Source organism: Bradyrhizobium sp. 179, assembly GCF_023073535.1.
In the GTDB taxonomy this organism is placed as follows: Bacteria; Pseudomonadota; Alphaproteobacteria; order Rhizobiales; family Xanthobacteraceae; genus Bradyrhizobium.
In genome coordinates this window covers 12,214-24,875 of sequence record NZ_JADPJR010000131.1, presented here as the reverse complement: position 1 = coordinate 24,875, position 12,662 = coordinate 12,214, and the positions used below count along the sequence as shown (strand labels likewise).

11 protein-coding genes and 1 other RNA gene are annotated in these 12,662 nt (G+C 64.4%); 7 read left to right on the top strand and 5 right to left on the bottom strand.

Features of this window, described 5'->3' with window-relative positions:
* From IVB12_RS30390 to tkt, 5 genes are all read right to left on the bottom strand, one after another.
* A complete protein-coding gene (locus IVB12_RS30390) occupies nt 1–1,026 on the bottom strand; it encodes a class I fructose-bisphosphate aldolase (RefSeq protein ID WP_247304675.1) in 1,026 nt (341 codons plus the stop codon).
* 231 nt (nt 1,027–1,257) lie between these two features.
* The gene (gene fba, locus IVB12_RS30385) at nt 1,258–2,325 is read right to left on the bottom strand and encodes a class II fructose-bisphosphate aldolase (RefSeq protein WP_247304673.1); all 1,068 of its coding nucleotides are present in this window, start codon (nt 2,323–2,325) and stop codon (nt 1,258–1,260) included.
* Nucleotides 2,326–2,382: 57 nt separating this feature from the next.
* Nucleotides 2,383–3,579: a phosphoglycerate kinase gene (locus tag IVB12_RS30380; protein WP_247304671.1), complete on the bottom strand. Its 1,197-nt coding sequence runs from the start codon at nt 3,577–3,579 to the stop codon at nt 2,383–2,385.
* Between the two features lie 152 nt (nt 3,580–3,731).
* Nucleotides 3,732–4,739 (bottom strand): type I glyceraldehyde-3-phosphate dehydrogenase, encoded by a 1,008-nt coding sequence (gene gap / locus IVB12_RS30375; RefSeq protein WP_247304669.1) that lies wholly within the window; start codon nt 4,737–4,739, stop codon nt 3,732–3,734.
* Nucleotides 4,740–4,888: 149 nt separating this feature from the next.
* Nucleotides 4,889–6,874 carry a transketolase gene (gene tkt / locus IVB12_RS30370; RefSeq protein ID WP_247304668.1) on the bottom strand — a complete coding sequence of 662 codons (1,986 nt, stop codon included), beginning with the start codon at nt 6,872–6,874 and terminating at the stop codon, nt 4,889–4,891.
* Nucleotides 6,875–7,279: 405 nt separating this feature from the next.
* Between tkt and IVB12_RS30365 the strand changes: the two genes are divergently transcribed.
* The 7 genes from IVB12_RS30365 (at nt 7,280) to IVB12_RS30335 (ending at nt 12,597) form a co-directional block, all read left to right on the top strand.
* Entirely contained in the window at nt 7,280–7,570 is a 291-nt protein-coding gene (locus tag IVB12_RS30365) for a DUF4164 domain-containing protein (RefSeq protein WP_008546526.1), read from the top strand.
* On the top strand, nt 7,567–7,950 hold the full coding sequence (locus IVB12_RS30360) for a cell division protein ZapA (protein ID WP_247278097.1): 384 nt from the start codon (nt 7,567–7,569) through the stop codon (nt 7,948–7,950). Before IVB12_RS30365 ends, IVB12_RS30360 begins: the two co-directional genes overlap by 4 nt.
* A gap of 250 nt (nt 7,951–8,200) precedes the next feature.
* Nucleotides 8,201–8,361: non-coding RNA, 6S RNA (gene ssrS / locus IVB12_RS30355), on the top strand.
* 224 nt (nt 8,362–8,585) lie between these two features.
* On the top strand, nt 8,586–9,182 hold the full coding sequence (locus IVB12_RS30350; protein WP_247304665.1) for a 5-formyltetrahydrofolate cyclo-ligase: 597 nt from the start codon (nt 8,586–8,588) through the stop codon (nt 9,180–9,182).
* A complete protein-coding gene (locus IVB12_RS30345; protein ID WP_247304663.1) occupies nt 9,160–9,984 on the top strand; it encodes a TIGR00282 family metallophosphoesterase in 825 nt (274 codons plus the stop codon). The genes IVB12_RS30350 and IVB12_RS30345 overlap by 23 nt, the downstream gene beginning before the upstream one ends.
* 425 nt (nt 9,985–10,409) lie before the next feature.
* Nucleotides 10,410–12,011 carry a hypothetical protein gene (locus tag IVB12_RS30340; protein WP_247304660.1) on the top strand — a complete coding sequence of 534 codons (1,602 nt, stop codon included), beginning with the start codon at nt 10,410–10,412 and terminating at the stop codon, nt 12,009–12,011.
* A 22-nt stretch (nt 12,012–12,033) separates the two neighbouring features.
* The gene (locus IVB12_RS30335) at nt 12,034–12,597 is read left to right on the top strand and encodes a hypothetical protein (RefSeq protein WP_247304657.1); all 564 of its coding nucleotides are present in this window, start codon (nt 12,034–12,036) and stop codon (nt 12,595–12,597) included.
* Nucleotides 12,598–12,662 lie beyond the last annotated feature (65 nt).

Below are 12,662 nucleotides of genomic sequence, written 5' to 3'. Positions count from 1 at the left end.
CTAGGCTGCCTTCTGTTCCAGGCTGCTTTGCCATTCGCCCTTGGACGCAAGGCCGTTCATCCGCGCGCGGTGGCTGAAGGCACGCTGTCCGGCCGCGACGTTCTCGGCCTTGCCGGACCAGGCCTTCTGCGGCGCGGCCTGGAGCGCGCGGCCGTAGGAGAAGGTCAGGCTCCAGGGCAGCGGGCCGAGCTTGTGCATGGCGTTCAGATGCGCGGTCGCCTCCTCGTCGGACTGGCCGCCGGAGAGGAAGGCGATGCCCGGCACCGCCGCCGGCACGCAGGCCTTCAGCAGCCGCACTGTCTTCTCCGCGACTTCCTCGACGGAAGCCTGCTTCGCGCACTTCTTGCCTGAGATCGCCATGTTCGGTTTCAGCACCATGCCTTCGAGCGCGACGCGTTGCACGCGCAACTCCTGAAATGTCGTGTTGAGCACGCGTTGCGTCACCTCATAGCACTGATCGATGTCGTGATCGCCGTCCATCAGCACCTCCGGCTCGACGATCGGCACGATCTGCGCGGCTTGGCACAGCGCGGCATAGCGCGCCAGCGCATGGGCGTTGACGCTGATCGCGGTCATCGAGGGAATGCCGCTGCCGATGTCGATCACCGCGCGCCATTTGGCGAAGCGCGCGCCGCGCTCGTAATATTTCCTCAGGCGCTCGGCGAGCTTATCGAGGCCGACGGTAACGAGCTCGCCCGGGCACATCGGCAAGGCTTGCGTACCTTCGTCGACCTTGATGCCGGGGATGGCGCCGGTCTCTTCGATCAGCCTGATCAGCGGCGTGCCATCCTTGGCGTCCTGCCAGATCGTCTCGTCATAGAGGATCACGCCGGAGATGTACTGGCTCATGGCCTCCTTGGAGCGGAACAGCATCTCGCGATAGTCGCGGCGGTTGGTTTCCGTGGATTCCACGCCGATTGCGTCAAAACGCTTCTTGATGGTGCCGGAGGATTCGTCGGCGGCAAGGATGCCCTTGCCGGGCGCGACCATGGCGGTCGCAATCCTGTTGAGCTCAGTCAGATTCATCGAGAGGTCCTCCCAAAACGATTCTGCCCTTGCCCGTGAAAATAGACCGTTCTCGGGCAATTGCCGAGTTAACGTTCGTCGCAGGGTAAAGGGCCTTCTGTCACTCCGGGATGCGCCGAAAGGCAGGCCCGGAATCCATAACCCCCGGCTGTGGTTATGGATTCCCGGCCCAGCTTCGCGTGTCCCGGAATGACGGGAGGTATGCCTAAGGGCGTTATGCGACCCCGATCGCTATGCGACGCGGGGATCGAGCTCGCCCTTGGCGTAGCGCTTGGCCATCTCGGCGGTGGTCAGCACCTTCTTGATCTTCGAGGCCTGGCCGGCGGTATTGAACTCCTGGAGGCGCTGCTTGCACAGCTTGGTCATCGCCTCCATTGCCGGCTTCAGGTACTTGCGCGGATCGAACTCCTCCGGATTGTCCTTGAGCACTTTCCGGATCTGGCCGGTCATCGCCATGCGGTTGTCGGTGTCGATGTTGATCTTGCGCACGCCGTTCTTGATGCCGCGCTGGATCTCGGCCACCGGCACGCCCCAGGTCGGCTTCATCTTGCCGCCATAGGCGTTGATGATGTCCTGGAGGTCCTGCGGCACCGACGAGGAGCCGTGCATCACCAGATGCGTATTCGGCAGCTTGCGGTGGATCTCCTCGATCACGTTCATGGCGAGGATGTCGCCGTCCGGCTTGCGGGTGAACTTGTAGGCACCGTGGGAGGTGCCCATCGCGATCGCGAGCGCGTCGACCTTGGTCTCCTTCACGAACTTCACGGCCTCGTCCGGATTGGTCAGGAGCTGGTCGTGGCTGAGCTTGCCTTCGGCGCCGTGGCCGTCCTCCTTGTCGCCCATGCCTGTCTCGAGCGAGCCGAGCACGCCGAGTTCGCCTTCGACCGAGATGCCGCCGAGATGGGCCATGTCGGTCACGGTCTTGGTGACGCCGACATTGTAGCCCCAGTCGCCGGGGGTCTTGCCGTCGGCCTTGAGCGAGCCGTCCATCATCACCGAGGTGAAGCCGGCCTGGATCGCGGTCATGCAGGTCGCCGGCTCGTTGCCGTGGTCGAGATGCACGCAGACCGGAATGTGCGGATAGATCTCGGTCACCGCGTCCATCATGTGCTTGAGCATGACGTCATTGGCGTAGGAGCGCGCGCCGCGCGAGGCCTGGATGATGACGGGCGCGTCGACCTGGTTGGCCGCGTCCATGATCGCCAGCGCCTGCTCCATGTTGTTGATGTTGAAGGCCGGTACGCCGTAATCGTTTTCCGCCGCATGGTCGAGCAGTTGACGTAACGTGATCCGAGCCATCTGTCTTTTTCTCCCGTTTGGGCCTGCAAGGCCGCTCAATGTTTGCCGACTTAAAGCTTACTTGATGCGCAGCACCTCGACGCCGGGCAGGGGCTTGCCTTCCATCCATTCAAGGAACGCGCCACCGGCGGTCGAGACATAGGTGAAACTGCCGGCGACGCCGGCCTGGTTGAGCGCGGCAACGGTGTCGCCGCCGCCCGCGATCGAGATCAGCTTCTTCGCCTTGGTGCGTTCGGCGGCGTGCCTGGCGGCCGCGACCGTGCCGCGGTCGAACGGCTGCATCTCGAAGGCGCCGAGCGGTCCGTTCCAGACCAGCGTCGCCGCATCGTCGATCGCGGCGTGAACGCGCACGATGGATTGCGGGCCGACGTCGAGGATCATGCCGTCGGCGGGGATCGCATCGAGCCCATAGGCATGCGACGGTGCGTTGGCGGCGAAATGGTAGGCCACGGTGGCGTCCACGGGCAGGATGATGGCGCAATTGGCGGCTTCCGCCTTCTCCATGATGCGCAGCGCAGTAGCGGCGAGATCCTTCTCGGCCAGCGACTTGCCGACCGCGACGCCCTGGGCGTGCAGGAAGGTGTTGGCCATGCCGCCGCCAATCACGAGCGCATCGACCTTGGTGACGAGATTTTCGAGCAGGTCGATCTTGGTCGAGACTTTCGCGCCGCCGATGATCGCGATGACCGGCTTGGTCGGCGAGCCCAGCGCCTTCTCCAGCGCGTCGAGCTCGGCCTGCATGGTGCGGCCGGCATAGGCCGGCAGCTTGTGGCCGAGGCCCTCGGTCGAGGCGTGGGCGCGGTGCGCCGCCGAGAACGCGTCATTGACCCAGATGTCGCCGAGCTTTGCCAGTTCCGCGACGAAGGCGGGATCGTTCTTTTCCTCTTCCTTGTGGAAGCGGGTGTTCTCCAGGCAGAGAATGTCGCCGTCCTTCAAGCTGGCGACGGCCTTGGCCGCCGGCTCGCCGATGCAGTCGTCGGCGAAGGCAACGGGCTTCTTCACGACCTTGGACAGCGCTTCGGCAACGGGCTTGAGCGATTCCTTGGCATCGCGGCCCTTCGGCCGGCCGAAATGCGCGAGGAGGATGACCTTGCCGCCCTTGTCGGAGATCTCGCTGATGGTCGGGGCAACGCGCTCGAGCCGCGTTGCGTCGCTGACGCGCCCATTCTCCATGGGTACGTTGAGGTCGACGCGCAGCAATACGCGTTTGCCCTTCACGTCGACGTCGTCGAGGGTGCGGAATGATTTCGTCATTGGAGGCCCCTTGTCCCGGGCGCTACTAGCGGCGCGTAGTGCCGCTGTGCAGAACCGGGACCGCACGTTGCGGCGAGTCCCGCGGTTGAATGGGTCCCGGATCTGCGAAGCAGCGTTTCACGCTGCATCGCGTCCGGGACACGAGAGCGGCCTTAGATCACCTTCGCGATCGCAACGGCGGTGTCCGCCATGCGGTTCGAGAAGCCCCACTCGTTGTCATACCAGGACATCACGCGCACCAGCGTGCCGTTCTGCACCTTGGTCTGGTCCTCGTGGAAGGTCGAGGAGTGCGGGTCGTGGTTGAAGTCGATCGAGACGTTCGGCGCGGTGGTGTAGCCGAGGATGCCCTTGAGCTGCTGCTCGGAGGCGCGCTTCATCGCCGCGTTGACCTCCTTGGCGTCGGTGGCACGCTTGGCGACGATCTTGAGGTCGACGACCGAGACGTTCGGGGTCGGCACGCGGATCGCGACGCCGTCGAGCTTGCCCTTCAGCTCGGGCAGCACGAGGCCGATCGCCTTGGCGGCGCCGGTCGAGGTCGGGATCATCGACATCGCGGCGGCGCGGCCGCGGTAGAGATCCTTGTGCAGCGTGTCCAGCGTCGGTTGGTCGCCGGTATAGGCGTGGATCGTGGTCATGAAGCCGGTCTCGATGCCCACGAGATCGTTCAGCACCTTGGCGACCGGCGCGAGGCAGTTCGTGGTGCAGGAGCCGTTGGAGACGACCAGATGATCCCTGGTCAGCGTGTCGTGGTTGACGCCGTAGACGATGGTGGCATCGGCGCCGTCGGCGGGCGCGGAGACCAGCACGCGCTTGGCGCCGGCGGTCAGATGCGCAGACGCCTTGTCCTTCGAGGTGAAGATGCCGGTGCACTCCAGCGCGACATCGACGCCGAGATCCTTCCACGGCAGCTTCAAGGGATCGCGCTCGGCGGTCACCTTGATCTTGCCGTTGCCCAGGTTGATCGAGTCACCGTCGACCGTGACGGTGCCGGGGAAACGGCCATGGACGCTATCGAAACGAAGCAGATGGGCGTTGGTCTCGACCGGGCCGAGGTCGTTGATACCGACCACCTCGATGTCCTTGCGGCCTGACTCCGCGATAGCCCGCAGGACGTTGCGGCCGATGCGGCCAAAACCGTTAATTCCGACGCGGACTGCCATGTTTCGTCTCCTTCAATGACCGTTGTCATCCCGCACAACGCGCTTTCGTGCGCCTGCGAGGGTTTTTTAGGGGCGGGCGCCCGGTTCGGCCGGGCGGTGCTTGATCATATGGGAGATTAGGTAGTCCTTTTTTGCGGCAAGCTCAACTCTCAGGAAACGCGCTTCAGCACAGCGTTAACCGCGGCCTCGGCGGTGATGCCGAAATGCTTGTAGAGCTCCTTGGCAGGTCCGCTTTCGCCGAAGGAATGCATGCCGATGAATTCGCCGTCCTGGCCGATCACGGCGTCCCAGCCCCAGCGCACGGCGGCCTCGATCGCAATCTTGACCGGCGCGTTCCCGATGATCGCGGCGCGTTTCGCCTCTGGTTGCGCTAACAACAGCTCGAGCGAAGGAACAGAGACCACCCGTGACGCGATGCCGCGTTCGGCGAGCTGCTTCTGGGCGGCGACCGCGATCTCCACCTCTGAGCCGGAGGCGAACAGCGTCACCTTGGCGTCGCCCTGAGCTGCGACCAGCTCATAGGCGCCGGCCGCGCAGGGATTGTCGTTCGGTGCGCTGGTACGGAGCTGCGGCAGGTTCTGGCGCGTCAGCGCCAGCACGGTTGGGCCGTCCACGCGGTTGAGCGCGAGCTCCCAGCACTCGGCGACCTCGATGGAATCGCAAGGACGGAACACGCGCATATTGGGAATGGCGCGCAATGCGGCGAGATGCTCGACCGGTTGATGGGTCGGACCGTCTTCGCCGAGGCCGATGGAATCGTGCGTCATCACATAGACGACGCCGGCGCCCATCAGCGCGGCAAGGCGCATCGCGGGACGTGCGTAGTCGGTGAACACCAGGAACGTCGCGCCGTTCGGCGCGAAGCCGCCGTGCAGGAAGATGCCGTTCATCGCGGCGGCCATGCCGTGCTCGCGAATGCCGTAATGGATGAAGCGGCCCTTCGGCGTCTTGGCGGAGAAGGCGGTCGCCGACTTGGCCTTGTTGTTGTTGGAGCCGGTGAGGTCGGCGGAGCCCGCCAGGAATTCCATCGGCATCGCGGCCGCGATCGCCTCGATCGCCGCCTCCGACGATTTGCGGGTCGCCGCCGTCAGCGGCTTTTCCAACAGCTCCTTCTTGTGCGCCCGCAGCGCCTTTGCCAGCGAGGCCGGACGCTCATGGCGCAGGCGGCGCTCGAACTCGGCGCGCTTGCGGCTGCCGAGCTCACCGAGCCGTGCTTCCCATTCCTGGCGCGCTGCTGCGCCGCGACGGCCGGCCTCACGCCACGCCTTCAGCACATCCTCGGCGACCGCGAATGGCTCGAGCGAGATGCCGAGATTTTCCTTAGCGGCCTTGAGCTCGTCGGCGCCGAGCGCCTCGCCATGCACTTTCGACGTGCCGGCCTTGTGCGGCGCGCCGAAGCCAATGGTGGTGCGGCAGGCGATCAGCGTCGGCCTGTTCGATTTCCTGGCGCGCGTGATCGCGTCGGTGATCGCGGCCTGGTCCTGGCCGTCGATCTTCTCGGCCGCCCAGCCCGCCGACTTGAAGCGCTTCACCTGGTCGACGGAATCGGAGAGCGTGGTCGGGCCGTCGATCGAGATGCCGTTGTCGTCGTAGAGCACGATCAGCTTGTTGAGCTTCCAGTGCCCGGCCATCGCGATCGCTTCCTGCGACACGCCCTCCATGAGGTCGCCGTCGGAGGCGAGCACGTAGGTGTGGTGGTCGACGATCTTCTTGCCGAACTCGGCTGCCAGCATCTTCTCGGCGAGCGCCATGCCGACCGCGGTGGAGATGCCCTGGCCGAGCGGGCCGGTGGTGGTCTCGATACCCCTGGTGCGGAAATTCTCGGGGTGTCCTGGGGTGAGCGAATCAACCTGGCGGAACTGCTTGATCTGGTCCAGCGTCATCTCTGAATTGCCGGTCAGGTACAGCAGCGAATAGAGCAGCATCGAGCCGTGACCGGCCGAGAGCACGAAGCGGTCGCGATCCGGCCAGGCCGGCGCGGAGGCGTCGAATTTCAGGAACTGGGTGAACAGCACGGTTGCGATGTCGGCAGCGCCCATCGGCAGGCCCGGATGGCCCGATTTGGCCTTCTCGACGGCGTCCATCGAGAGGCCGCGGATCGCGTTGGCCATACGGGTGTGATCGACCTGCGTCATGTCTGAAATCCGTCTGAAATGAAGCGCTTGGAGGCGATGTACGCCCGCGCGGGAAGGAGCCTGGCGGCCACTGAAGGTCGGGGCTGGGATAGCACCTCGGTTCCGGGAGTCCAAGGCAATCAAACGCCGGTTTGGCCGCAAAAGTTGCCTGTGTGGAAATCGGTTTTCCGCCGGGATCGGGCCCAGGAGAACTGACGGATCAGCACGACCTTCTCCCGATCTATCGGTGCATAGTTTCGCGGCGACGTTGCGCTTGGCTAGCTTGCCACGTAAATTTCTGCTTCTAACCGCTTGCCGAACCGAGTCTTTTGCCGGACGGCGAGCCCCAGTAACAAGGCCACTGGGCAAAGGCCGGTAGGTTCCGCCGCTGACTGCATGAACGATCGCGTATCCAACAGCTCTGCCATGACGGAATCATCCGCCGTCGAGATCGAGATCGCGACCCGCAGGCTCACGGCGGCGCTCGACGCACTCGAAAGCGCGGTGGAGCGGCGGCGCGATGCCGATCGCGACGAGAACGAGCTCGCGGCGAGAATCCAGGCGCTCGGCGCCGACCGCTCGCGGCTCGCCGACGAGCTCGATGGTGCGCTGGTGAAGGCACGCAAGCTTGAGCGCACAAATCGCGAGATCTCCGACCGGCTGGATTCCGCGATCGTCACGATACGTTCGGTGCTCGATACCGGAGAGGACGGATGAGCCACATCAATGTCACCATCAATGGCCGGCAATACCGCATGGCTTGCGAGGAGGGCCAGGAGGTGCGGCTGCTGAAGCTCGCCGAAAGCCTGGAGACCCGCATCCAGTCGCTGCGCGGAAAGTTCGGCGAAATCGGCGATGCGCGCCTCACGGTGATGGCAGCGCTGACCGTGTGCGACGAGCTGGTCGACGCCGGCAATCGGATCCGCACGATGGAGCAGGAGCTGATCGAGCTCAGGGATTTCCGCAACGCCGCCGTCGAGCGCGCCCGGATGACGCAGACCGCGGTGGTGAATGCGCTGAACGCCGCCGCCGAACGCATCGAGAAGTCGACCCAGGTCCTGAACCGGACCGTCGGCAACGGCATCGCAATCGGTTAGAGCCGCGATAGACGCGCTGAGCTGTCGTTCTCGATGTGGCGGCGGGCTCAACCTCTCCCGCTTGCGGGAGAGGTCGCGCCGGAGGCGCGGGTGAGGGCTCTCACCTCTTGGGGAGTCTCGCCTGTGGAGATACCCTCTCCCCAGCCCTCCCCCGCAAGCGGGGAGGGAGCGCACTTCCGCCGTGGCTGCACCGAAGCTCCGCACCCGCGCCGGGCTGGCGGTTCGTCAATATCGTTGTTACATTGCGCAAGCGAGGCTGCGACGTGCGTCAGGAGCCATATATCCCCGGGGCCTTATCGATCCTTTAGGGAACTGTCCCTGGCCGGGCCCGTGGGCCCGGACATATGGTGCCCACCTACTTTCGTAGGGAACTCCGGGATCGAGTGCTTCAACGGCGTCCGCGGCTTCGCACTGTTTGCTTCTGGTTCGTGTTTGTCGAATTGCGTCCCCGACACGCTTGCGGTTCAGTCAATCTCGGTGTCATGCCCCGCGCAGGCGGGGCATCCAGTACGCCGCGGCGTTGAGGTTCAAGCACTGGCGGCTCTGGAATACTGGATCGCCCGCTCCAGTGCGCAATTGCGCACAAGGCGGGCGATGACGGCGGAGCAAGACTTCGCCCTCGGGGGAAAACGCGCATGTCCAACTCCAAAGCCGAACTCCGCGCCAAAGCGCTCGGCAGGCGTGACGCGCTGAGCGAGAAGAAGCGCACCATTGCCGCCGCGAAGCTCGCGGAGCGCGGACTGCCGTTCAAGCTGCTGCCCGGCAGCATCGTCTCCGGCTATTCGCCGATCCGCAGCGAGATCGATCCGATGCCGCTGATGCGAAAGCTCGCCGAGCAAGGCGCGAAGCTGGCGCTGCCTTGCGTCACCGCGCGCGGCCAGTCGTTGATCTTCCGTCTCTTTCATCCGAGCGATCGCCTCATGCTCGGTCCGCTCGGCATTCCCGAGCCGTCGCCGGCGGCCAGCGAAGTCATCCCCGATATCATGCTGACGCCGCTCGCCGCCTTCGACCGTCTCGGCCATCGCATCGGCTATGGTGCGGGACATTACGATTTCACCTTCGCGCATTTGCGGAAAGCCAAGAATATCGTCGGGATCGGGCTTGCCTTTGCGGCGCAGGAGATCGAGGCGGTTCCTGCACTATCGCACGACGTCGCGCTGGATTATGTGCTAACGGAATCGGACGTGTTCGATTTCCGGAGTTCTGAAGTTGCGCATTCTCTTCGTGGGTGACGTCGTTGGCCGCGCCGGACGCACGGCGATTGCTGATCATCTGCCTGGCATGGTCAAGGACTGGTCGCTCGACTTGGTCGTGGTCAACGGCGAGAATGCCGCCGGCGGCTTCGGCATCACGGAAGCGATCTACCAGGAATTCCTCGATGCCGGCGCCGACGCGGTAACGCTCGGCAATCATTCCTGGGACCAGCGTGAAGCCTTGGTTTTCATCGAGCGCGCCGAGCGCCTGGTGCGGCCGGCGAACTATCCGCGCGGCACGCCGGGCCGCGGCGCCGCGCTGGTCGAGGCCAAGAACGGCAAGCATGCGCTCGTCGTCAACGCTTTGGGGCGCGTCTTCATGACCCCGTTCGACGATCCGTTCGCGGCGCTGGAGCGCGAGCTCGGCGCCTGCCCGCTCGGCGTCGCAGCCGATGCCATCATCGTCGACTTCCATTGCGAGGCGAGCAGCGAGAAGCAGGGCATCGGCTTTTTCTGCGACGGCCGCGCCAGCCTCGTCGTCGGCACGCATACGCATGTGCCGACCGCCGACCATCAGATCCTGTCAGGCGGCACCGCCTACATGACCGATGCCGGCATGACCGGCGATTACGATTCGATCATCGGCATGCAGAAGGAAGAGCCGCTGCGCCGGTTCACCTCGGGGATTCCGTCGGGCCGGTTCGAGCCCGCCGCTGGGACGGCGACGCTCAGCGGCGTAGCAGTGGAGACCGATGATGCAACGGGGCTCGCGCTGCGGATCGCGCCGGTGCGGCTAGGAGGCAGGCTGGAGCCGACGACGCCGAAGTTCTGGTTGAGCTAGGGCGTGTACATTTAAACTTGCGCTCCATTTCGTATGAGCCTGCTCTGCTCGTGATGGTGGCGCGTTGGCGCACCTCGCCCTAGGTCCGCCGGTGGGACTTCAAGATCAAGTGACGTCGCTACTTTGAGGTTGATCACGAACTCGAACCTGGTGGGCTGCAGATTGGCAGATCGCCCGGGAAGCGGTTGAGGAGTTTGCTCAGCCGCAGCGTACCTCCGCAGTGACCAAGCCTCAGCGCGTTCACGGAGCCTGACAGGCGTGCTTCCCTAATGCAAATTTGTCCGCTCCTATTGACTCCCCTTGCGAATGGGCAAATCCTTCCAACAACGCAATTACAATTGCCAATTTCAGCACTGCGAACTTCGGCGCCTCGGACTTTATCGGCGCTATCCGACTCAATTTTCTGAATAGAAACGGAGGGGCCGATGCGCGCGCTCGCCTTGAGAACCGTCTCTCTTCTTACCCTCACTATTCTGGGCTCGATCTCTGCCACGCCTGACGCACGCGCGGAGGACGGGACCGACGAGCAGTTTGGCAAGGTTCACTTCCAGACATCCTGCAACGAATTGGCGCAGCGCCGCTTTGACCGCGGGATGCGCTATCAGCACTCGTTCTGGTACCGGCCTGCGAAAGAGATTTTCGAGGAGACGTTGCAGGCCGATCCGGAATGCGCGATCGCCTATTGGGGCATTGCCCTCAGCCTGCTGTATAATCCGCATTTTCCCGCGCCAAAGGAAAACCTCACCGAGGGCCTCGCCGCGCTGCAGAAGGCCAAGGCACTCGGCGCCAAGAGCGAACGCGAGCGCGACTATATCGATGCGCTGCTGGCCTTCTATTCGGGCGACGAAAAGACAACGTTTGGTCAACGCGCGCAGGCCTATCTCAAGGCAACCGAAGCCGTCGCCGCGCGCTATCCCGATGATGACGAGGCGCAGATCGCCTACGCCATTACGCTGAATGTGACGGCGTCACCAAACGACAAGACCTATGCTAACCAGCTCAAGGGCGCGGCCATCCTGGAGCCGATCTTCAAGCGGCAACCGCGGCATCCCGGCGTCGCGCATTACCTGATCCACCTCTACGACTATCCGGCGATCGCCGAGCAAGGTCTCGACGCTGCCAAACGCTATTCCGAGATCGCGCCGGCGGCGCCGCACGCTTTGCATATGCCGTCGCACATCTTCACACGCGTCGGCTACTGGAACGAATCCATCGAGGCCAACAGCCGTTCCGCCAAGGCTGCCAAGGAGGGCAAGGACCCCAGCGAGCAGCTGCATGCCGACGACTATATGGTCTACGCCCTGCTCCAGCTTGCGCAGGACAGCCGAGCTCGCGACGTCATTGCGGACATGGTTGCGACCACGGGCTATGCGCCGGCCGTCCGCGCCGGTCCCTACGCGATAGCGGCCAGCCAGGCGCGCTATATGGTCGAGCGCGGCGATTGGCAGGGCGCCGCCGCGCTGAAGGTTGAGCCGAGCCGGTTTGCCTATGTCGATGCGATCACCTATTTCGCCCGCGCCCTTGGCGCCGCGCGCTCCGGCAATGCAGACGCAGCAACGGCGGACATCGCCAAGCTGGCGGAGCTGCGGGACAAGCTGCAGCAGGACAAGGATGCGTATTGGGCCGAGATCGTCGACATTCAGCGGCAGGTCGCCACAGCCTGGCAGCTCAATGCCCAGGGAAAACAGGCGGACGCGTTGGAGGCGATGCGCCTTGCCGCCGACGCCGAAGACAAGACCGAAAAGTCCATCGTGACGCCGGGACCGCTTGCCCCGGCCCGCGAACTTTACGGGACCATGCTGCTCGAACGCGGCATGGCGACGGAGGCATTGGCCGCGTTCGAAAGCACCATGCGCAAGGAGCCGAACCGCTTTGGCGCGACGATCGGCGCCGCTCACGCCGCCGAGAAAGCGGGCGACGCCGTGAAGGCACGTCAGTACTACGCGAAAGTCGTCGCCATGGCGCGCAATGGCGATTCCTCGCGGGAGGACCTCGCGGCCGCGCGAAGGTTCATGGCTCAGAACTAGCAAACGTGCCGTGGCAGCTTCCATGCGCCTGACAAGCAAATTCGTGGCGATCGGCGCAGCCGCCGCACTGCTCTGCGCAGTCGCTGCGGTCTGGACATTGCGATCCGGCGAACCGGCGCGCGCTACAGCGGCACTCGGCGAGGTCCGCCCGGTGTGGTCAGAAACCGACTGGCCTTTCGGCGCAGATCCCTGGGGGAAAGGAAAGGCGTTCCGCTGCAAAGCGGAGGATTGCGGCGGCGAGGTCCAGCTCTACGTTCGCGCCAAGCTCGGGTTTTGCAATTGCGCCACCGGCGTCGCCGACGATGACGACCTCGAAAAAATGGGCGACCTGGCGCTGATTGGCAAGGCAACGCCGATCGGTGCTGGTCGAGAGATCATCGTCGGTCCGATGCGCGGCCGCAGCCGGCCCTATCGCGTCGAGGGAAATCGCAACGCGCTCTCACTCGCCTTCAATCAGCGCTGCGACATGGTGGCCGCCACGGCTTTGGTTGGATCGGCCGCGCCCGCGTCACTGGAACCGGCGGTGCTGGCGTTCCTCAATAGCGACCGCATGTTGAAATGGGCCGAGATCGCGCTTGGCTTGTAACTCAGAGCAATTCGGCTTCCGTCTGACTGCAGGATCTTCTCGCTTGCCCTACGCAACGCTAGCAT